This window comes from uncultured Dokdonia sp., from assembly GCF_947496725.1.
In the GTDB taxonomy this organism is placed as follows: Bacteria; Bacteroidota; Bacteroidia; order Flavobacteriales; family Flavobacteriaceae; genus Dokdonia.
The window spans coordinates 626,533-647,378 of sequence record NZ_CANMDS010000001.1 but is presented as its reverse complement, the minus strand read 5'-3'; the positions used below and the strand labels follow the sequence as shown (position 1 = coordinate 647,378).

At 38.8% G+C, this 20,846-nt stretch carries 25 protein-coding genes; 13 read left to right on the top strand and 12 right to left on the bottom strand.

The genetic code is table 11. From position 1 onward, the window contains the following. Nucleotides 1–19: 19 nt before the first annotated feature. Nucleotides 20–733: a PspA/IM30 family protein gene (locus Q0948_RS02950; protein ID WP_298347842.1), complete on the bottom strand. Its 714-nt coding sequence runs from the start codon at nucleotides 731–733 to the stop codon at nucleotides 20–22. Nucleotides 734–744: 11 nt separating this feature from the next. Beyond that, on the bottom strand, nucleotides 745–1,140 hold the full coding sequence (locus Q0948_RS02945) for a hypothetical protein (protein ID WP_035334318.1): 396 nt from the start codon (nucleotides 1,138–1,140) through the stop codon (nucleotides 745–747). A 266-nt stretch (nucleotides 1,141–1,406) separates the two neighbouring features. On the opposite strand from Q0948_RS02945, the gene Q0948_RS02940 reads away from it, so the two are divergent. Beyond that, nucleotides 1,407–2,162, top strand: a complete 756-nt coding sequence (locus tag Q0948_RS02940; protein ID WP_298347843.1) for a helix-turn-helix transcriptional regulator — start codon at nucleotides 1,407–1,409, stop codon at nucleotides 2,160–2,162. Between the two features lie 82 nt (nucleotides 2,163–2,244). On the opposite strand, the gene Q0948_RS02935 is transcribed toward Q0948_RS02940, so the two are convergent. The 5 genes from Q0948_RS02935 to Q0948_RS02915 form a co-directional block, all read right to left on the bottom strand. Beyond that, nucleotides 2,245–2,982 carry a head GIN domain-containing protein gene (locus Q0948_RS02935; protein ID WP_298347844.1) on the bottom strand — a complete coding sequence of 246 codons (738 nt, stop codon included), beginning with the start codon at nucleotides 2,980–2,982 and terminating at the stop codon, nucleotides 2,245–2,247. A 141-nt stretch (nucleotides 2,983–3,123) separates the two neighbouring features. After that, nucleotides 3,124–3,570, bottom strand: a complete 447-nt coding sequence (locus Q0948_RS02930; protein WP_298347845.1) for a nuclear transport factor 2 family protein — start codon at nucleotides 3,568–3,570, stop codon at nucleotides 3,124–3,126. Between the two features lie 6 nt (nucleotides 3,571–3,576). After that, nucleotides 3,577–5,373, bottom strand: coding sequence for a PspC domain-containing protein (locus tag Q0948_RS02925; RefSeq protein WP_298347846.1), 1,797 nt, complete (start codon nucleotides 5,371–5,373; stop codon nucleotides 3,577–3,579). Further along, nucleotides 5,370–5,711 (bottom strand): PadR family transcriptional regulator, encoded by a 342-nt coding sequence (locus tag Q0948_RS02920; RefSeq protein WP_021778399.1) that lies wholly within the window; start codon nucleotides 5,709–5,711, stop codon nucleotides 5,370–5,372. Before Q0948_RS02920 ends, Q0948_RS02925 begins: the two co-directional genes overlap by 4 nt. Before the next feature lie 112 nt (nucleotides 5,712–5,823). Beyond that, nucleotides 5,824–6,354: a DUF4870 domain-containing protein gene (locus Q0948_RS02915; RefSeq protein WP_298347847.1), complete on the bottom strand. Its 531-nt coding sequence runs from the start codon at nucleotides 6,352–6,354 to the stop codon at nucleotides 5,824–5,826. A gap of 143 nt (nucleotides 6,355–6,497) precedes the next feature. Between Q0948_RS02915 and Q0948_RS02910 the strand changes: the two genes are divergently transcribed. From Q0948_RS02910 to Q0948_RS02900, 3 genes are all read left to right on the top strand, one after another. Continuing rightward, the gene (locus Q0948_RS02910) at nucleotides 6,498–6,962 is read left to right on the top strand and encodes a DUF4442 domain-containing protein (RefSeq protein ID WP_021778401.1); all 465 of its coding nucleotides are present in this window, start codon (nucleotides 6,498–6,500) and stop codon (nucleotides 6,960–6,962) included. Between the two features lie 131 nt (nucleotides 6,963–7,093). After that, entirely contained in the window at nucleotides 7,094–8,269 is a 1,176-nt protein-coding gene (locus tag Q0948_RS02905) for a GlmU family protein (RefSeq protein ID WP_298347848.1), read from the top strand. A 17-nt stretch (nucleotides 8,270–8,286) separates the two neighbouring features. Next, nucleotides 8,287–8,736 carry a hypothetical protein gene (locus Q0948_RS02900; RefSeq protein WP_298347849.1) on the top strand — a complete coding sequence of 150 codons (450 nt, stop codon included), beginning with the start codon at nucleotides 8,287–8,289 and terminating at the stop codon, nucleotides 8,734–8,736. A 4-nt stretch (nucleotides 8,737–8,740) separates the two neighbouring features. Here the strand turns inward: Q0948_RS02900 and Q0948_RS02895 are convergent, their stop codons facing one another. The 3 genes from Q0948_RS02895 to ribD all read right to left on the bottom strand — a co-directional run bounded on the left by Q0948_RS02895 (nucleotide 8,741) and on the right by ribD (nucleotide 11,104). Next, on the bottom strand, nucleotides 8,741–9,049 hold the full coding sequence (locus Q0948_RS02895; RefSeq protein WP_298347850.1) for a hypothetical protein: 309 nt from the start codon (nucleotides 9,047–9,049) through the stop codon (nucleotides 8,741–8,743). Between the two features lie 187 nt (nucleotides 9,050–9,236). Further along, nucleotides 9,237–10,106, bottom strand: a complete 870-nt coding sequence (locus tag Q0948_RS02890) for a DMT family transporter (protein WP_298347851.1) — start codon at nucleotides 10,104–10,106, stop codon at nucleotides 9,237–9,239. Next, a complete protein-coding gene (gene ribD / locus Q0948_RS02885) occupies nucleotides 10,103–11,104 on the bottom strand; it encodes a bifunctional diaminohydroxyphosphoribosylaminopyrimidine deaminase/5-amino-6-(5-phosphoribosylamino)uracil reductase RibD (protein WP_298347852.1) in 1,002 nt (333 codons plus the stop codon). The genes Q0948_RS02890 and ribD overlap by 4 nt, the downstream gene beginning before the upstream one ends. Nucleotides 11,105–11,130: 26 nt before the next feature. On the opposite strand from ribD, the gene Q0948_RS02880 reads away from it, so the two are divergent. The 6 genes from Q0948_RS02880 to Q0948_RS02855 all read left to right on the top strand — a co-directional run bounded on the left by Q0948_RS02880 (nucleotide 11,131) and on the right by Q0948_RS02855 (nucleotide 16,756). After that, nucleotides 11,131–11,616 carry a GNAT family N-acetyltransferase gene (locus tag Q0948_RS02880; protein WP_298348781.1) on the top strand — a complete coding sequence of 162 codons (486 nt, stop codon included), beginning with the start codon at nucleotides 11,131–11,133 and terminating at the stop codon, nucleotides 11,614–11,616. After that, nucleotides 11,613–12,482, top strand: coding sequence for a peptide chain release factor N(5)-glutamine methyltransferase (gene prmC / locus Q0948_RS02875; protein WP_298347853.1), 870 nt, complete (start codon nucleotides 11,613–11,615; stop codon nucleotides 12,480–12,482). The genes Q0948_RS02880 and prmC overlap by 4 nt, the downstream gene beginning before the upstream one ends. A 49-nt stretch (nucleotides 12,483–12,531) precedes the next feature. Beyond that, on the top strand, nucleotides 12,532–13,128 hold the full coding sequence (locus tag Q0948_RS02870) for a TIGR00730 family Rossman fold protein (protein WP_298347854.1): 597 nt from the start codon (nucleotides 12,532–12,534) through the stop codon (nucleotides 13,126–13,128). A gap of 146 nt (nucleotides 13,129–13,274) precedes the next feature. Beyond that, nucleotides 13,275–13,976 (top strand): aquaporin Z, encoded by a 702-nt coding sequence (aqpZ, locus tag Q0948_RS02865; protein ID WP_298347855.1) that lies wholly within the window; start codon nucleotides 13,275–13,277, stop codon nucleotides 13,974–13,976. 76 nt (nucleotides 13,977–14,052) lie between these two features. Continuing rightward, the gene (ligA, locus tag Q0948_RS02860; RefSeq protein WP_298347856.1) at nucleotides 14,053–16,047 is read left to right on the top strand and encodes an NAD-dependent DNA ligase LigA; all 1,995 of its coding nucleotides are present in this window, start codon (nucleotides 14,053–14,055) and stop codon (nucleotides 16,045–16,047) included. Further along, on the top strand, nucleotides 16,040–16,756 hold the full coding sequence (locus Q0948_RS02855) for a hypothetical protein (RefSeq protein ID WP_298347857.1): 717 nt from the start codon (nucleotides 16,040–16,042) through the stop codon (nucleotides 16,754–16,756). The genes ligA and Q0948_RS02855 overlap by 8 nt, the downstream gene beginning before the upstream one ends. A gap of 1 nt (nucleotide 16,757) precedes the next feature. Here the strand turns inward: Q0948_RS02855 and Q0948_RS02850 are convergent, their stop codons facing one another. After that, nucleotides 16,758–17,681, bottom strand: a complete 924-nt coding sequence (locus tag Q0948_RS02850; protein ID WP_298347858.1) for a bifunctional UDP-sugar hydrolase/5'-nucleotidase — start codon at nucleotides 17,679–17,681, stop codon at nucleotides 16,758–16,760. Beyond that, nucleotides 17,678–18,451, bottom strand: coding sequence for a 5'-nucleotidase C-terminal domain-containing protein (locus tag Q0948_RS02845; protein WP_298347859.1), 774 nt, complete (start codon nucleotides 18,449–18,451; stop codon nucleotides 17,678–17,680). Before Q0948_RS02845 ends, Q0948_RS02850 begins: the two co-directional genes overlap by 4 nt. A gap of 57 nt (nucleotides 18,452–18,508) precedes the next feature. Between Q0948_RS02845 and Q0948_RS02840 the strand changes: the two genes are divergently transcribed. The 3 genes from Q0948_RS02840 to bamD all read left to right on the top strand — a co-directional run bounded on the left by Q0948_RS02840 (nucleotide 18,509) and on the right by bamD (nucleotide 20,841). Beyond that, on the top strand, nucleotides 18,509–19,030 hold the full coding sequence (locus tag Q0948_RS02840; RefSeq protein WP_298347860.1) for a hypothetical protein: 522 nt from the start codon (nucleotides 18,509–18,511) through the stop codon (nucleotides 19,028–19,030). Next, nucleotides 19,030–19,905, top strand: coding sequence for a 4-hydroxy-tetrahydrodipicolinate synthase (gene dapA, locus Q0948_RS02835; RefSeq protein ID WP_298347861.1), 876 nt, complete (start codon nucleotides 19,030–19,032; stop codon nucleotides 19,903–19,905). The genes Q0948_RS02840 and dapA overlap by 1 nt, the downstream gene beginning before the upstream one ends. 123 nt (nucleotides 19,906–20,028) lie before the next feature. Further along, on the top strand, nucleotides 20,029–20,841 hold the full coding sequence (gene bamD, locus Q0948_RS02830) for an outer membrane protein assembly factor BamD (RefSeq protein WP_298347862.1): 813 nt from the start codon (nucleotides 20,029–20,031) through the stop codon (nucleotides 20,839–20,841). Nucleotides 20,842–20,846: the final 5 nt, after the last annotated feature.

Here is a 20,846-nt window from a genome sequence, read left to right as displayed (position 1 = left end):
GTTTTAAGGTTTGTGATGGCTAGGCGTTGTCTTTACCTAGCCCTAATTGTTCTTTAAGTTTTGCTAGCTCGTCATCTACTTTCTCCTCGCTAGTATCTGCAGCGGCGTTTATCTCATCATCTATACTTTTATTAGTATCTGCGATGTCTCCATAAGCCTCTGCAAGTGCTTCTTCTTGCGCTACTTTTTCTTTCATACGTTCTAGCATACTCACGGTACCAGTGTTATCTAGGGCCGCCATTTGCTTGTTTACATTCTTAGTAGCATCGCTCACTTTTACACGTGCCTTGAGTGTTTTAAGCTCGTTCTCCCAGTTGCTTATATTGTCTTTAATAGTCTGGATAGTACCTTGTAGTTGAGCTACATTACCTTCAAATTTTGAGGTATCCTCACCAGCGCGTGTAGCGTGTGACTGTGCTTCTTCTTTTTTAGCCAGGGCTTCTTTGGCTAGTCTGTCTGCATCTGTCGCATCCATAGATCCTGCGTGTGCCTTTTTAAGAATAGCGATGGCTTTGCTCTCGTAGTCTTTTGCTTTTGCATCGTGCTCGTCACGCTCGTTTTTTGCGCGTATGGCCATTGCTTTTACTTGTGCCATTGCTTCTACACTTTTGGCAAGATCTTCTTTCATATCTCGTATGCCTTGCTCTGTCATCTTGATAGGATCTTCCATATTATCTATAGATGCATTTGCCTCTGCTTGTCCTATTTTAAAAAGTCGTTTAAATATGTTCATAATGTCGTTTTTTAATATTTTGAAAATTCTATAATCTGTTCTGAGTACTCACTCATAAGTAAACTCAGGGAGTTCAAGCTACCCTCTAGCTCGTTGAGGTCAAGATTTTCTATCTGTAGGGTATCTCTAAAGATGACCTTTTTACCAGTATCATCTAGTACAAAAGCGCCGTGTATGATATCTCGGTTTTTTTGCAGCAGACTTTTAAAAATCTTTTCTGACTGGTTATTGATGGTAAAAATAAATTGCTCGATAATTAGAATAGGAGGAGCAATGCCCAGAATCAGGTTTTTGATACCTGAGTTTTCCTTTTGTACAACCATAATACCATCTGCCGTATTTTCTGTAGTGATATTAAAGTTGAGTTCTAATAAAAAATCTCGAGTAATTGTAAAGTGGTTCTTCATAAAGAGTGTCAATGTTGTGTTCCAATACATTGGAAGGTTAATAATACGAAAACTTGTCTCTGTAAATACCCAATTGTTTATAAGTGGCTCAGGATGTAAATAATTAAAGTGGTCATAATGTTTGATTTTTGATTGATGAATGTTTGATGATGCTATTACGCTTTCGCGAAAAAGCTAAATAAATTAGCATAAGTGAATTCTTTTTGCTAAAATTGTTAGGTAAATATACAAACAATTTTGTCATTTGCAAATAAAATTAGCAAAATATGTCACTCTTTGGTAAAAACATTCGAAAAATAAGAACCGTAAAGACGCTTAGTCAGCAGTCGTTTGCAGAGCTATTCGACCTGAAAAGAGGGACGTTAGGGGCTTATGAGGAGGGTAGGAGTGAACCTAAAATAGATACGGTTATTAAAATTGCTAATTATTTTAGCATTCCTATAGATGACTTGCTCACAAAAGAGCTTACCGTAAATAGTTTGCTCAAATTTAAAGCAGACCTTACTACAGATCACGAGCAGATTACAAAAGAAACCTTTGCTACCATACCTTGTATCACCCCAAAAAACACAAATGACTATCTACTATATAATGACAGGGAAGCTTTTGTAGCAGATATGCCTATCTTACAACTACCCGTAAATCCAGAAAAAGATTTCAGAGCCTTTACTGTAGATAACTTGGAGATGAGTAGTAATGACAAAGGACTCTTCCCAAAGGATATTGTAATAGGTGAGCACATCCCAAAAAACGTTTATAAAAAGCTCAATAATGGACATCTCATTCTAGCCGTTTTTAATGATAGACTAGTATTAAGACGTTGCTACCTCTCTGGTAACACTATCACCCTTAGAGCAGATCATAAAAATATAGACGACTTAGAGTTTCCTATGAAAGAAATTAAAGAACTCTGGCGCATACGCTACGTCTTCTATCACAGAGTGCCAGAACTGGCAGATGGACTAGAAGAAAAGATGGCAATGCTAGAAGCCCAGTTTATGAAAATAAAGGCTGGATTGTAACTCTTGACTATTATACACATAAAAAAATGCTCGATAGTATCGAGCATTTTTTGTGTTGATTGATTGATGTTATTTGTTGTAATTATTCCTTACTTCTTATAACCCCACCAGAGTAGCTCTTTTTAGGCTTATCCACATTTCTTGGACTACCGTAGTAATTTATAATTCCTCCAGAAGAGGCCTCTGCCTTAAGATCTTGAGAAGCATAAACGTCCATCACACCTCCAGATGAAGCATCTGCCTTTGCACTCACAGATTTGAGTTGGCTTATTCTCGCTACACCACCACTAGAAACCGAAGCATCTAGTCGCTCTGCACTACCAGAGATACGTGCCACGCCACCGCTACTTACATCTGTCTCTACATTTTTTGCAGAAACTTGTACGCGCATTGTCCCTCCAGAAGATGCGTCAAATTCAATATCATCTCCAGTAAGTGTTTCCTTTGTAGTGAGACTTGCACCACTATTTACGCTCACATCAGTAAGATTTTCTGAGTAGGTTACAAACACCTTTTTTGAGGTAGCACTTTTGATATTGTCTTCGCAGTATATTTTAAGCTTCCCGTCTTTTACATAAATTTCGGCAGCGTCTACGAGGTTTTGGTCTGCTTCAAGTATTACGGCGTTTGTGCTTCCTTTTTCTAAAAATACTTCCCAGCCATTTCCAGCGACTACTTCGTCAAAGTCTTCTGTGATGTTCAGATCTTCTGTAACTACATTTCCGTTTCCGCTTATTTGCCCTAGATTAATGTCAAACTGACAAGAGGTGACGAGTAAAGCAGTAAGGATTCCTAAAATTGTTTTGATGAGCGTTGTCATAATGATTGGTTTTTTGGTGATTGGTTCGTTTTTGTTTGATTGATTGTTTTTGATTGATGATGTAAAGATGTAGATAAGTCCGCTTTCGCGAAAGCGTAACCTACCCAACTGTAATAATTTATGACTGAGTTGTATAGATTGCTAGTGCAAGCTTATCACTCGTGTGATTTTCCAGCCTTTTGGGGTGTCTTTTAATATGGTAATAAACTTAGATGGTTCTGAGTGGCTGTCTTCTACTAGGTTGTGAAAACTATGTTTTCCTAATGATACAGCGCCAAAACCTGCTATCTCGTGCACCTCGAAGGTGCCCGGAGTAAGTGTTCTCTGTACTTTATTACAAATATTCTCCTTGAGAGCCTTCATATACTCTGTTTTGCTAGTAGAAAGTCCACCCTTGTCGTGATAAAACTCAAGATCTTCTGAGATGAGAGCTTCGTGAGTTGCGAGGTCACAATTATTATACGAGCCAAAAAGAGCAGTATCTATAGCAAGAATTTCTTTATAAAGTTTGCTATCCTCAGACACCTGCGCCACTCCGATCAAGGGGAGTAGCAACAGGATCCAAAGAAGATTGGTTGGGTTTTTCATAGTAGGTTAGTTATTTCGTAGCGCGTCTGTGTCAGGAGCTTCTGGTGGCGTAGGAGCTTGTGGTGCTTCTGGCTCACGATCCCATTCTGGAGCATTTTCTCCTTCTTCATAACTGCGTTCTTCCCAAGAATCATTACCAGATTGCTCCCAAGAGTTATCATCATCATTATAATCATAACTGCGATCTTCTGGACAGCCGTCACAAAGAAGCTTGCCATTACCTACGGTAAGGTATTGCTCTTCTGTTCCATTATCTAGTATGTCACGGTACCTGCTATCATTGCGGTGGTATGAGTATGTATTTTCATCTGCAATGAGGGTAGTTCCTTCTGGAAGGTATACAATCACTTGTACCTCGCGATCATTCCAGTGGCCATATGATTTTTGAGTAGGTGAGGTAAGAAAGCCATCTAGTGATAAAACACCGTCTTCTAGTTTAAAATCATACTGTATAGATGAGGCTAGATCACGTGCTTCTTCATACGTGAAGTTATCTGCCCGTTTTTCTATCTGGATGTAGCCATTACTATCTTTAGTACTTCTCACAATAAGACGTACGTCACGCTCTATAGTCACATTTTCTGTATCACTCTTAATTGTTCTCATAAATCCAGTAGATCGCCCAAAAGGAATCTCATAACGATCACTCTCTCGCATCTGTATGCGCAGCGTGTCACTTGCCGTTATAGCAAGCTCTGTGCGCTCTACTACTTTACCAGTTTCTGTGTTAGAATACTTAATAGCTTCTTTTACAGAAAATACACCTATTACTATCGCAGATACGAGCCATAGACCAAAGAGGCTAAGCTTTGCACTCACCGGCATAGATTTTAAGTTAGAAGAAACAATCTTAAGTCCTAAATAAAACAGGAAGAAGAAAGGTATCCCAACTGCAAATAACGTGAGAAGAAGTACAAGCCAGATAGGCAATCCTGTCTCATTATTTACCCACGGTAAATCGGCTAGATTAGGGGTGAAAATATCTACTACACCACCTGTTAAAAAGGTGATAAGTAAAGAGATAACTACGGTAGCTCCCGTTATAATAAGGAGTACCCCTATAATCTTTGCAAGGACTTTAAAGAAAAACATAATAATCTTACCAATGGTCCCGAAAAAACCTTGAGCTCCTGTTTTTACTTTATTACCATACTTATCATAATCTACACTCTTTACGGTATCAGCCACATTTTCAAATCCTTCTTTTACTTTTTCTGTGATATTGTCAATGTTAACTGCCTTTCCCCGCATTGCGAGTTTATCTGCCGTGGTTTGTGCTTCTGGTACAAAAACCCATAGGGCAAGATAGATAAGTGCAGTACCTCCTAGTGTAAACCAAGTAAGCGCTATAAGTAATACCCAGCCTATACGAACCCATAAAGGATCTATACCCAGATAGTGTCCCATACCGCTAGATACACCGCCTATGTAAGCATTATCTGTATCTCTGTAAAAACGGCGTTGTGCGATACGTGGTGCTTGTTTTGACTTTTTTGAGGAGTTGCTGCTAGCTGCAGGCTCATCTTCAAAAATATCGTCATCTACCATATAGTCTTCTGGTTGTCCCATTACAGCAATCACTTCGTCTAGCTCTTGTGAGCCTATTACCTGGCGCTCGTCTTTAATGCGCTCAGAAAATAGCTCAGAGATACGAGCTTCTATATCTGCTATAATTTCATCTTCACCTTGCATACCTTCAAAAGAACGTTTGATGGCAGCGAGATATCTCTGTAATTTACCGTAAGCATCCTCATCTATATGAAAAAATACTCCTGCTAAATTTATATTAACTGTCTTGTTCATTTTTTTGTGGTTTTAGTGGATGTAACTACGGCTACTGCTGTCTGTAACTCATCCCAAGTGGTTGAGAGTTCTTTTAAAAATATCTTACCCGTTTCGGTAAGTCCATAATATTTACGTGGTGGACCACTGGTAGATTCTTCCCAGCGATAGTTGAGTAAACCAGCGTTTTTAAGTCTAGTGAGAAGCGGGTAAATTGTACCCTCTACCACCAGCAACTTGGCGTCTTTAAGCGTGCCTAAGATCTCTGCTACATATGCATCTTCGTCTTTTAATACAGAGAGGATACAGTATTCTAGCACGCCTTTTCGCATTTGCGCTTTGGTGTTTTCAATCTTCATAGATTTCCATTTTTAAATACATTAAACTGTTCGTTTTGGTCCTGATTTGGGTCAGGTGATTGATTAATTGTTGTTACGCTTTCGCGAAAGCGTACATAGTCATACCACTACATTACATAGTAGGTTGCTCTTGAGTTGATGAGTCCTCTTGAGTATCTGGGGTTTCTGCTACGGCAGAAGCTTTAATAAAATTTATAAGAAGCGGAAACTTGTAAATGCCTCCTTGTGATGCCTGCACTGCTGCCGAAATTACTGTGATAACCTCTATAAGAAATAATCCTATAGCCAGTACACCTACCACAATGGCAGTGATGAGAAAACCACCTAGATCTGCAAAGTCACTAGGGTCATTTATGTATCCATTGTTAAGTAAACTAGCACTTCCCTCACCAGCACTTACTATAAAATAAATAAAGAACGGAATGCTTATTACCGCCAGCGCAATAAAATATAAAAGTATACTGAGCTGAAAGTTTATGGCATCTCTACCGTGCTTGTCTATAAATAAAGAGTTGCGCTTTTGAGCGCTCCATAAAATGAGCGGAGCAATAAAATTTCCAAAAGGGAAAAGGTATTTACAGAAGGTAGAAAGGTGTATTAGGGTTCCTACATTTTTGTGATGTGTGGGTATGCTAGTTTCCATAGTATATTAATGTCTTATGCAAATATATGTCTAAAAAAAGGTACTTTGTTACGCATAGTACTAAATATTAACATTTATTTAAGATATTAATATGCACGCATAGTATTAATAAATATTGTTACTTTTGTCTAAAAGCAATAGATATGTCCTTTCCTACACCTAGTAAATTCAATACGTTCACAATGTTTAAGCTACCCTCTGCGTGGCTTACGGGAGTGCGTGTTAAGTCACTATCACCAGAGTCTTGTACCACAACAGTAAAACATCGCTGGATTAATCAAAATCCTTTTAATAGTATGTTTTGGGCAGTACAGGGTATGGCGGCAGAGCTTGCTACGGGAGCACTTGTTATCGCACACATACAAAAGAGCGGAAAAAAAATATCGATGCTTGTGGCAAATAATAATGCCACTTTTACAAAAAAAGCAACGGGCAGAATACACTTTGTGTGTGATAATGGCCCTCAGATTAAAGAGGCTATAGATAAAGCGGTTGCTACTGGTGAGGGTCAAACCTGCTGGATGAAAGCTGTAGGAACAAACAAAGACGGTGTTCAGGTTTCTGAGTTTAACTTTGAGTGGACTATTCTTGTAAAAAAGAAGAAGTAAGACACAGTTGTACTAGTGTGTATTCTTTATAACTAGATACATTTCTTTATCTAAGAGTCTTTACATTTGCGATATAAGTCGATGCTCATTTTTGCAATCGATTTTTTACAACAGACTAACAGTACTTAGAGATGAACTATATCCTTTTTGACGGTAACGTACGCAATCAACTTTTACCTTTTACTTATACAAAACCCGTAGCAGACTTACGCATAGGGATACTTACCATACGTGAGAAATGGGAGTTTGTACTAGGTTCAACAACCTCTACCGTTACAGAAGAGTATCTCTCAGAAAGATGGCCTATGGTAGAGCTGGAGGTAAATGTGATGATTAATGCATCATATCTCCCTTCTCCTAATCTAGCCCAGATTATTAAAGGCCTAGAACCACAACAAGCCATTTTTGATGGAGAAGAGATCATTGCCTTTTATGTAAAGGAGGGTGAAGAAGTAGATTTTGACACCTATGACTGTATACAATACACTGCTCCAGATATTCTTACGGTAGCCCATACTTGGGATATTTTTGCCAAAAACGGTGAAGCAATCACCAGAGATTTTGAGATGCTTACCGAAGATAGAGAGTCTCAAGACATTCCAGAGCACGTAATAGCAATAAATAAAGATCAAATATTTATAGAGGAAGGAGCAACAGTTCACTACTCACATCTTAATGCGACAGATGGCCCTATTTATATAGGTAAAGATGCCCAGATTATGGAAGGTGCACTCGTAAGAGGACCTTTTGCAGTATGTGATCACGGAGCTGTAAAAATGGGCGCCAAAATTTATAGCGGCACAACCTTAGGTCCTCACTGTAAAGTAGGAGGAGAGGTAAATAACGCCGTGCTTATGGGATATTCAAGTAAAGGTCACGATGGCTTTTTAGGCAATAGTGTGCTAGGAGAATGGTGTAACATAGGTGCAGATTCAAACAACTCAAACCTTAAAAATAATTATGCTCCCGTAAAGTTATGGGATTATGAGACAGGTCGCTTTGCAAATACAGGTCTACAGTTTTGTGGTCTTATGATGGGTGACCACTCTAAGTGTGGAATTAATACAATGTTTAATACCGGTACCGTAGTGGGCGTGGCTTCTAATATTTTTGGGAGTGGCTTCCCACGTAATTTTGTTCCTTCATTTTCTTGGGGAGGTGCTAGTGGCTTTGTAACCCACAAAACAAATAAGGCCTACGAGACGGCAAAAATAGCAATGGCACGTCGTGATATAGAACTTACTGAACAAGACATCGCTATACTTGATCACGTTTTTGAAGAGACAAAGCAGTACCGTAGAGACTAGACTTATAAAGTAAGGTAATGAAGGACGAACAATCTAGAATAAAAATTGCGCTAGCTTCTATTTTACTTTTCTTACTTTTTATAGGGCTCGTAAAGGTGTTCAACGATGGGGTCATTGGCCTTAACTCAAACTTACTATTTGATAACTCTTTCTTAGTGGGTGTAATTCATATCTTGTTAGGTATTCTCTCTGGTGTGGCATTTGTAATGGTATATAAAAGATATTATAGGGGTACAACACCATCACTTACCACCATTTTTGTCTTATTAATTTTAGTGCTCTTTGTTTCTGGTTTGGGTATAATATCTGGGATATCCTCAGTTTCTGGTTTAAGTAATGGAGCATCACAAGCGTATATAAAGGTTTTTACAGTACAACAGTATTGTGCAACAATCTCAACACAAGTAGTTGCTCCGCTTACAGTATTTGTATTTGCATTGCTAAAACTCTTAAAGAAAAAGGTTTAAAATTTTAATACTTATGAGGATTAAATCCATTTGTAAAAATGAGATCCCAGGGTATTACAGCTATCGCAAGTACAAATAGTATAAAGGCAATAATTGTCACCATTAGGACCTTACGTCTATAGCGTTTGTTATCTCTACGTATACGTTTACGTATTTCCATAAGTTGGTCAAAAGACGCTTTTTTAGGATCTACCCACTTTTCATTCGTACTTGAGACAAAAGATAGATCACCTCTCTTACGCTTTTGCTTAAGAAGGTTTCTGTTGTTTTTCATTACTTGATTTGCTGCAAGAGCTGCTCCACCGAATCCCATATCATTTTCATTTTGGTTACATAGATATGTTGAGGTATTTTATAAAATGTTACAGAGCTTGTGTGTTGTAATCCCTCTGTTGATGGGGTTTTAGCGTGATGTTTAGATAAATAAGGCTAGTAGAATTATAGTGCGAGGGTGGTTGGGTACGCTTTCGCGAAAGCGTAAAAAAAAGTATAATTATTTTCTAATTAAATAAACTTACTAGCAAAATACTTACCACGGCAAGTGCAATACCTATCCAGTTTTTGAGGAGAAGTTTTTCCTTAAAAAACAAGATTCCTATAAAGGTACTTACCATCACAATGGCAACATTGTTTATGGTAAAAAGTGTAGAGCTATCAAATCTTGGATCTCGCAAAGCCTGCACAAGCATATAGATAGAAAAATAGTTAGGTATACCCAGACAGACACCTGCCACAATATTTTTGAGCTTAAATGTAAATGTCTTAGTGATGATTTGATACCCTATAATTAAAAAGCCAATACAAGCAGCAGCGCCAAAGATAGTTGCGCTAAAAATGGGTACATCTCCATTACTTACATAAGCACCTTCTATAAATTTAAGACTAGTATCTATCGCGCCACTACCTAAGAACACAAGAATTGGGAAGATGAGGTTTTCTTTCTTTATAGCAATCCCATCTTTTGCTTTTACAGAGGCGAGATAAACGGCTATTAAAGCAAGTATAATCCCAATGCTTTTATAGAGCCCTAGCGACTCGTTGTAATAGAAAACGCCAAAAAGTATGGGAATACCCACACTCATCTTGGTCGCAACCGATACCACAGAGAGTCCACTCTTTTGTGTAGTGTATGCCATTAAGTTAAATACGATAATAAAGAGCACACCAAGCCCAGCAGATGCATAAAACCACTCCTGCTTTGGGACTTGTGCTAGTGTAGTACCGCCCTCATAAAACAAGATGCCACAAGTAAAGGCGACCACATAGTTTACGATAATAGCTTGTAGCGTATTTACTTCAAATTTTGAAAATAACTTGAAGATTACAAATATGAGACTGGAAGCCGCTATGCTTAGTAGTAAGTAAATCAAGAGTCGCTGCGTGTGTAAGTATCTAACCTGTCACCTTGTATGTGTTGAGTAGATTGTAGTGTAAATTGGCTTGTTTTCTTGGGAGCCTTTATACCTGCATTAAAGTTTGTAAGGCCTGTAAATACGCTAGCCTCATCCCATAAAGCCGCGTCTATAAAACGTTGTAGGGTAGCAGCGCCACCTTCTACAATAACGGATTGTATGTTATGCTCAAAAAGTTCTTTACAGATGCTTTTTGGGTCACTGTCTTTAAGCACTATTGTAGGAGCTTCATTATTAAATATGTGTAACTCCTCAGGGAGGTTGCCTTGTGTGTCAATCACGATTCTGGTCGGGTTGCTGCCGTGCCAGTCACGTGTGGTAAGTGTAGGGTTATCTTCTATAACGGTCTTGCCGCCCACTAAAATGCCCATCTCCTCGCTACGTAGTTTGTGCACTAGTTGTCTAGAGTGGGAATTTGTAATCCACACCGGTTCTTGCTTATCTCTGCTAGCAGGAGCTATAAAACCATTTGCGGTTTCGGCCCATTTTAAAATTATAAATGGTCGCTTCTCATTGTGATATGTAAAGAAACGTTTATTTACCTCTTGACATTCTTTTTCAAGAACACCTACGGTAACATCAACTCCAGCTTGTATAAGTTTTTTTATGCCAGCGCCGGCTACTTTGGCAAAAGGGTCTATGGTGCCTATCACTACGCGTTTAATTCCTGAATCTATAACGAGATCTGCACAAGGAGGGGTTTTTCCCCAGTGTGAGCAAGGTTCTAGAGATACGTATAAGGTAGATTTGGCAATGAGTTCTGGGGTATTCGCTTTCGCGAAAGCGATACAATTTACCTCTGCGTGAGGACCGCCATATGCACTTGTATAACCTTCTGCAATAATCGTGTTATTATGCACAAGTACGGCTCCTACCGAGGGGTTAGGTGTTGCTGCCGGAAGCCCATTTTTTGCAAGGGCAATACATCTTTTTATATAGGTGTTGTGTATCTTCACATCGCAAAAGTAAACGTTTAATTGTGATGAACAAACCAATCATTAGACCTATTCAAAAGGAAGATAATGCACAGGTAGCGGCCTTAGTGCGTAAGGTAATTTTAGATATGGGCGCTCCAAAGGAAGGAACTGCTTATGCAGATGCGGCGCTACATACTATGTATGAGCATTATGATAGGCCTAAAGCTGCATACTTTGTGGTAGAAGATAATGGTACGGTAATAGGCTGTGCGGGCATCGCACAACTTGATAATTATGATGGTAATGTGTGCGAGTTGCAAAAGATGTACTTCTTAGAAGAAGCACGAGGCAAGGGGCTAGGGTCGGCTATGATGAAGAAGTGCTTAGATACGGCTCGTGATTTTGGGTTTGAGCAATGCTATCTGGAGACGATGCCTTATATGGAGGCAGCACAAAAATTATACAAGCGCACCGGCTTTGACTATATAGATGGGCCTATGGGTAATACGGGTCACTTTTCGTGTCCCGTTCATATGCTTATAAAACTATGAGTATAGACGATTTTCGCGCAGATTTTAGGAAGCAACTGGCCGCACTTTATGAGCCAGAAGAGGTCGAGAACCTATGTTTCTTAACGCTTGAGCACGTATTAAAAATGAATAGGGTTGAGATCTCGCTTTCGCGAAAGCAAAACATACTCCCATCACAGCATAAAGAGCTTGAAGAAATAACAGCTAGACTGTCTAAGAGTGAGCCTATACAATATATCACAGGTAGCTCGTCATTTTACGGGCTTGACTTTCAGGTAAACCCTGCTACGTTAATACCTAGGCCAGAAACCGAAGAACTCGTCGCCTGGATTATAGATGATATGGCGCAAGGTCTATTAAAAGGGGAAGCCAAAGATACGCTACGTCTTTTAGACATAGGTACAGGTTCTGGCTGTATAGCCATTACACTTGCAAAAAATACCAATAAAGCGACAGTAGAAGCGGTAGATATCTCCCAGAATGCACTTGCCACAGCATATCAAAATGCTAAGGCAAATGGCGTGAAAGTAGACTTTTATAACCAGAACATCCTTGAGACGCAAGCCCTCGATGAGGTTTATAATGTTATCGTGAGCAACCCGCCGTATGTGCGTGAGCAAGAAAAGGCAATGATGAGAGAAAACGTGCTGAGCAATGAGCCAGATAGTGCACTATTTGTTTCAGATCAAGATCCTCTTATTTTTTATAGAAAGATAGGTGAGCTGGCCAGTAAGAGCTTAGCACCTGCGGGAGCACTATATTTTGAGATTAATGAATATCTGGGTAGAGAGACTGTAGCGTTATTAAAAGATATAGGCTTTACAGACGTTGTGCTTAGAAAAGATATGTTTGGTAAAGATAGAATGATAAGGGCGTGTATGGCTTAAACCTAAATGCGTCTAAATATCAAAACAATTGTTAGAAAAAAGAAATCGTATGAAGTTAGCATCTATTTGTGTGTACTGTGGTAGCAGTGCAGGAACTGATCCAGAGATTATAAATCAAGCGCGCTTGCTAGGAGCCACACTGGCAAAAAAGGATATGACACTCGTATACGGTGCTGCCAAAATAGGAGTTATGGGAGCTGTTGCTCAGGGCGCTCTTGATGCAAATGGTAAAGTGATTGGGGTGATTCCGGCATTTTTACAAATTAAAGAAGTGGTGCATACAGGCCTTACAGAGCTTATAGTAAATGAGACGATGCACGAGCGCAAGATGAAGCTCCAAGAACTGTCTGACGGTTTTATAACACTTCCTGGTGGTTTCGGAACGATGGAAGAGCTCTTTGAGGTGCTTACTTGGAGCCAGCTAGCGTTGCATAAAAAACCTGTGGGGATGCTCAATGTAAATGGCTTTTATGATGATCTTCTAAGTGCGCTTAAAAATATGGTAGACAAAGGTTTTCTTAAACAAGAAAATTATGACATCCTTCTTGTAGACACTACCATTGATGGTCTTCTAGATCAGATGGAGAACTTTAAGCCTATGGCAATGCCTAAGTGGTTAAAAGCTTCGCTGTCTGATAATGAGTAGTTTGACTACGTTAGTTTACACGTAGTTTACTCTTAAGCGATGCAAAAGCGTTTTTTGTCTATTACTTGAGAGGTATCTCTATTTTGTTTAAGCTTTTGTCTAAAAATGTCTAGTTTGTAGTAATTAACTAAAACAATTATTTACAAATGAACATAAAGAAAAAATTTTTTGCAGAAGGTTTGGGCACATTTGCCTTGGTTTTGTTTGGTTGTGGAGCGGCCACTATTGCTAGTGTCTCACAATCTGGTCCCGAAGGAATAGGACTCTTAGGTATCTCGCTTGCTTTTGGATTTTCGGTAGTTGTGATGGCATATGCTATTGGTCCAATTTCTGGTTGTCATATTAATCCAGCTATTTCAATTGCAATGCTTGTTGCAGGTAAACTTAGCGCAAAAGATACCGTAGGTTATGTGATATCACAATGCATTGGAGCGATACTAGCTGCAGGCGTGTTATATCTATTAGCCTCTGGAAGTGCTGGTTTTACTATGCCAGAGTGGGGTCTAGGTAGTAATGGCTGGGGTGAAGGCTATCTGGGTAATTATAATATGACATCTGCTCTCATTGCAGAGTTTGTATTTACATTTTTGTTTTTACTCGTGATCTTTGGAACAACGGCAAAAAATGCATCTCCTCTTATGGCAGGTCTAGCAATTGGGATTTCTTTAGCATTAATACATATGGTTGCAATCCCTATTACAGGTACATCTGTAAATCCTGCAAGAAGTTTAGGTCCTGCGCTATTTGCTGGAGGTAAAGCGATGAGCCAGTTATGGTTGTTTATTGTTACACCTATTGCAGGAGGTATTTGTGCTGCATTAGTTAGAAATCTGTTTATAGAAGACTAACTTTTTATATAATAAATAGTGTAAAGGCTGTTGCAATCTTCATTGTAACAGCCTTTCTTTTTGGTTATTTTTACATATGACTATTGAAGAACAAATCTTACAGCTTCGTCAAGAGCTACGCGAGCACAACTATAACTACTACACGCTAGATACGCCCACTATTTCTGATTTTGAATTTGATAAAAAATTAGAACAACTTAAGGCACTAGAACTTGCAAATCCAGCATATGATGATCCTAACTCACCTACACATCGCGTAGGTGGTGCAGTGACTAAAAATTTTGAGACTATTGTACACGAGCATAGAATGTACTCCCTAGATAACTCCTACTCAAAGGAAGATCTTGAGGACTGGGAAGCCCGCGTTAAGAAAATGGTAGATGGTGAAGTGCATTATACCTGCGAGCTCAAGTATGATGGTGCTTCTATAAGTCTTACCTATGAAAATGGAGAGCTGCTCAGAGCTGTAACCCGTGGAGATGGATTACAGGGAGATGATGTAACTACTAATATTAAAACCATAAAGTCTGTTCCTTTAAAGTTAAAAGGAGATTATCCTCCTAAGTTTGACATACGTGGTGAGATTGTGCTTCCTTGGGACGGTTTTCACGCGATGAATGCAGAGCGCGAGGAACTAGGGTTTGAGCTATATCGTAACCCACGTAATACCGCAAGTGGTTCTCTAAAACTTCAAGATAGTGCAGAGGTTGCAAAGCGACCATTGCAGTGCTTACTTTATAATATCACCGGTAATAATCTAGAAATAACTACCCAGATGGAAAGTTTGCAAAAAGCTAGAGACTGGGGTTTTATGGTGCCAGATGCGGCAGTACTCGCAAAGAGTATTGATGAGGTGCTAGATTTTATTAATCACTGGGATAAGGCTCGTCACGATTTACCATATGAGACAGATGGTGTTGTAGTAAAAGTAAACGGACTCCAGCAGCAAGAGGAGTTGGGGTATACGGCAAAAGCTCCGCGATGGGCTATGGCTTATAAGTTTAAAGCAGAACAGGTATCTACCCGCTTACGCGAAATAACATACCAGGTAGGTCGTACTGGAGCCATCACACCAGTGGCAAACCTAGAGCCTGTAGAGCTTGCTGGTACAACCGTTAAAAGAGCCAGCCTCCATAATGCAGATCAGATAGAACGACTAGACATACGAGAAGGTGATGAGGTTTTTGTAGAAAAAGGAGGGGAAATCATCCCAAAAATCATAGCAGTAGATCTTACAAAACGCCCAGCAGATTCTGAGCCTACCGAATATATAACTCAGTGTCCAGAATGTGATACTTCGCTAGTGCGTAAAGAGGGAGAAGCACAGCATTACTGTCCTAACGATATGGGTTGCCCACCACAAATTATAGGTCGCATACAGCACTATATATCTAGAAAAGCAATGGATATAGATGGGCTAGGAGGTGAGACGGTAGCTTTACTTGTAAATGAGGGGCTTATATTAAATTATGCAGATCTATATGAGCTTACAGTAGCACAGTTGCTTCCGTTAGAAAGAATGGCTCAAAAAAGTGCCGAAAACTTAGTAAATGGTGTGCAGGCCTCTGTTAAGATTCCTTTTGAGAAGGTGTTGTTTGGTTTAGGTATACGATACGTAGGAGAGACTGTTGCAAAGAAACTTGCAAAGCATTACAAGTCTATTGATGCGATTATTTCGGCAACAGAGGAGGAGCTGGTTGCTGTAGATGAAATAGGAAGTAAGATTGCTGAGAGTGTAGTAGCATTTTTCGCGAAAGCGGAACATATAGCACTCATACAGCGTTTAAAATCTTACGGAGTACAACTAGAAATTTCTGCAGAGAAGCTTGCAAGCCAGTCAGATGTGCTTGCGGGTAAGACTTTTGTGGTCTCTGGTGTGTTTGAGATGCCACGTAATGATCTTAAAAAACTCATAGAAGATAACGGAGGGAAAGTCTCGAGTTCTATCTCATCTAAAACATCATACCTCGTTGCAGGCGAAAAAATGGGACCTAGCAAACTAGAAAAAGCTCAAAAACTAGGAATTACTATTATTTCTGAAATAGAATTCTTAGCTTTAACTAATGCTTAGAGAGAACTTTACCGGATATAGACTACATAGATCTATCAGTATTCTGTTAGGATTTATGATGATGCTTATACCTGTTTTCTTTGATCAAAACGCAATATTTTACTTGACTCCTTTAGGGTCATTATTCTTATTTATATACGTTTTTAAAGTAACAGGTAAGTTTAGTATTTCCTTTTTAATATTTTTAGTAGCAACGCTACTGTCGGAGTATTTGTTTTTAACAGATTATGAGAAAAATATAACACTCACGTGCCTAGTATCTATTATAGGGTATGCGGCACTCTTGTTTATTATGAAACCTGTATTAAAAAAACGAGTGACGGCCTTTTCAAAGCATAATCTCGTAGAGCTCATTGTGGGGTTTATAACACTTAGCTTTGTGCTGCTATACATTGTCTATCTAGTAATGCCGTTTATACCAGAAACGAGCCTCTTCTTGCTTACAGTGGTGGTTTTTGGAATTACAATGAGTGTTTGCTTTATAATACCTAATTACAATCTTCACCCAGATAATGTGGGTCTTATTATGATAGGAGGGAGTTATATAGCAGGTACGGTATTTGGCTTCATATACTACTTTCTTTATAATGAAATTCCTATGCTTATAATGGCCACATTTATGATGGTATTTATGAAAGTAACCTTAGCCACTTATATAACTAGGTTTAAACGAATAGAAAAAGAAAGTACATATCAGGAGTATATCTAGATTATATATCTAGCACTAAACTCGAACTCTCTAGATTATTTTTGTCATCTAGGTAGAAATCAACTCTTCCTAGATTAATACCTCCCCAACCTACCTGGTTTACGAGTACAAATTTTTCGTTTTTGTTTTGAACAATTGTAGGTTTCTTTAAAAATGTATGTGTGTGACCTCCTATAATGAGGTCTATACCTTCGGTCTTTCCTGCAAGTGCTATATCAGATATGGTGTCTCTATTGCGATACTCATAACCTAGATGAGAAAGACATATAACAAGGTCGCAGCGCTCCTTTTGTCTTAGAGTTTTAACGGTATCTGTGGCCATTTCTAAAGGGTCTAGATATTTTGTCTCCTTAAACATATTTTGATTTACAAGGCCACTAAGTTTTATCCCTAGGCCAAAAACACCAATACGTACCCCATCTTTTACAAAAACCTTATAAGGCTTTGTGAGGCCATCCATTATGGTGTTTGAGAAGTCATAATTTGCTGTGAGAAGTTCAAAAGATGCATTAGGCATTTGAGCAGCTAGCCCACCTATACCATTGTCAAAATCGTGATTACCTATGGTAGCGGCATCATATCCCATCATAGACATAAGTTTAAACTCAAGCTCACCTCCATAAAAATTAAAGTAAGGAGTACCCTGAAAGATATCACCTGCATCAAGAAGTAATGTGTTTGGGTTTTCTTTACGTACAGCCGTGATAACTCCCATTCTTCTAGCAGCACCACCTAGGTTTGCATATTTTGGATCGTTAGAAGGGAAAGGCTCTATGTGGCTATGCACATCATTAGTATGTAAAATGGTAATGTGTTTTTTTTGCTTTCGCGAAAGCGTATCTACACCCATACCCATTGTTAACCCTCCTAGTCCTACAAGACTTGTTGCTGCGGCGGTTTGCTTTATAAAAGTTCTACGTATCATTTGCTATCTCTTGTAAATCTGTTATCTCTTACGGGTGCGATGGTGTCATACTTTTTAAAATAATCGATGAGCACATTTCTTATTTTATAATCTAGCGGAAGCGTGCTTACCGGGTTTTCAAAAAAGGTCATATGGTCACCACCATTCTTAAGGTAGTCGCTAGTTGCGATAAAGTAAGTTTCGTTATCATCAATATCTTGACCTTGTACTTGTGTCCTTAGAAGATCACCTGTGGCCGAAAGTTGTACTTCCATACCTGCGATAGGGTGTGCACTTCCACCTTTTAAGTATTCAAAAAGAGATCTCATTTGCTTACCACTAAGCTCTACGACAACCACTTCGTTTTCAAAAGGCATTAACTCGTAAGCCGTTCTGGTGGTAATGTTTCCTTTATTAAGAGCAGAGCGTATACCTCCATAATTGAGTAACACTGCGTTAAAGGGATATCCGGTTCTTTTTTGAAATACAGGGTTTGCCATTTCATAAACAGCATCTGCCATCATATTGCCTACTGCTGTGTTGAGCTTGCCATCCTTTTTTGTGTATGAAGCGGGTGCAATGGCTAGCACACTATCCATTTCTGCCTGTATAGCTTCCTTGTATGGAAGTATGGCTTGAGTTATCTCTTCACTCGTTGGGCTATTTTGATTTACAGGGATAATTTCACCTTTTATGCGCTCTGGAGCATAGTGAGACTCTTCCTTACAAGAGATTGCTGTTGTATATATAACAATAGCATAGATGATAGTTAAAAGCGTAGTCCTCCTCATAATTTATGGCGTAGGTAGCAGTAAATTTTATCTACATTTGTTCAAAAGTAAAGTTACATGTTTTTAAACGGATTAAAAGCAAAATCCATTCTCAAGCAAATAGATAAGGTGCAACTTGCGCGCAATTATAAGGCGAGCAAGGGTGGCGTGGCGACGGTTGCAATTTTGCAAGAGATGGATAAGCCTTTTGACACAAAGCATCTTACAAAGTTGTGTAAAGCTATGGGGGTAAAACCTAAAGATGTAACAATACTTGAGTATGTAAAAACCTTGACAAAAGAGCAGCGTGAGCAACCACAGTTATTTTCAGACAAGCAAGTAGGGTGGAAAGGAGTTTTTAAAACAAAATCGCTCAAAGATTTTAGTGCAACCCCTTTTGATATTTTAATAAGCTACTACACGCCAGAAAATTTATCGCTTAAGGCAATGACAGCACTCTCTGTTGCAAAGTTTAAAGTAGGTATCAACCCAGAGATGGAAGCCTACAACGATCTTACGATACACGTAGCTACAGATCAAGAAGTTGTTTTTACAAAAGAATTAGAAAAGTATTTAAAAATTTTAAAAGTTATAAATTAATGCAGGAGTTAAGGGGTACAGGTGTTGCTCTCGTTACACCATTTAATGAAGATTTGTCTATAGACTATAATGGACTTACTAAGCTGGTAAAATATTGTATTTCTGGCGGTGTAAATTATCTAGTGGCGCTAGGTACCACAGCAGAGAGTGCTACGTTATCTAGTGAGGAGAAGCAGGCGGTAGTTGCTCATATTATTAAAGTAACAAACGGTCGCTTACCTGTCGTGCTAGGTGTGGGGGGTAATCATACTGCCGCAGTTGTAGCAGAACTTAAAAATGGTAAGTACGATGGTATAAGCGCTATACTATCGGTATCTCCGGCTTATAATAAACCTACTCAAGAAGGAATTTATCAGCACTTTGCGGCTGTAGCTACAGCTAGCTCTTTGCCGGTTGTCTTATATAATGTGCCAGGTAGAACATCTAGTAATATGTTACCAGAAACTACGGCGAGACTTGCCAGAGATTTTGATAATATCATAGCTATTAAAGAAGCTACCGGTGATATGTCACAGGTGCTTGAGTTAATACACAAAACCCCAGATGATTTTATGGTGATCTCTGGAGATGATACACTTTCTTTATCATTAGTTTCGGCTGGTGGTAGTGGTGTGATATCTGTAATAGGGCAAGGTATTCCAGAAGTTTTTACAGAGATTATAAATAATGGTTTAGATAACGCTTTCGCGAAAGCGTATAAAGAACACTTTAAAATATTAGAACTTATAGATCTTATTTTTGAAGAGGGTAACCCTGCTGGTATTAAATCATTGCTAGCGCATCAGGGTGTGTGCAAGCCCTTTGTGAGATTGCCACTAGTAAAAGCTACAGATGAATTGCATCAAAAGATAGGAGCGTTTTTAAACACTTTATAGAAGTTGTTAAACGTATGCTAACAAAATAAATACTAGGGTAAAAGCGTTTATTTTTGGGCTACATTAATTAAGTTATGTTATGTGATTGATTTTACGTAATTTTGCCTGCTGTTTTTAACACTTATGAAGAATATATTTTTCCTACTAGTTGCAGTTGTTTTATTGAGCTCTTGTTCGGCGTATCAAGATGTTCTCAAAAACGATGATATAAAAGCAAAGTACACATTTGCAGATTCCTTGTATTCTCAAGGTAAATACAAAAAAGCATTAAAGCTTTGGGAGCAAATTGTGCCACTTTACAGAGGACGCCCTCAAGCAGAGCGTGTCTCATATCTTTATGCAAATACGTTTTATGAACTAGGTGACTACTATCAAGGTGGGTACCAATTTGAGCGTTTTGTAAAATCTTTTCCTCAGAGTGAGAAGAGAGAAGAGGCAGCTTATAAAAGTGCAGAGAGCTATTATAATAGATCACCTAGATTTAACTTAGATCAAGGCGATACATACATAGCAATGGGTAAACTTCAAGATTTTATAAATCAGTATCCAGATTCTGAGCGTCTAGATGATGCAAATGCAAAGGTACAGGAGCTTAACCAGAAGATAGAGCGCAAGGCTTACGAGATAGCAAAAGGATATAATAAAATAGGAGAGAGTAGAGGTACATTTCCAAACGCGATAAAAGCGTTTGATAACTTTTTACTAGATTTTCCAGGGTCTAAGTATCGTGAAGATGCTTTGTACTGGAAGTTTAACTCTACTTATCAACTAGCATTAGGAAGTGTAAGACGTCGCCAGGCAGAAAGACTTGAGGATGCAAAAGAAGCATATAACGCCTTAGAGAAGTATTTTCCAGAAGGGAAGTATAGCGAGCAGGCAGCAGAAGAAGTAGCAGCTGTAAATGAAGCGCTGCTAGCAATGGAAACTTTAAATTAAAGAAG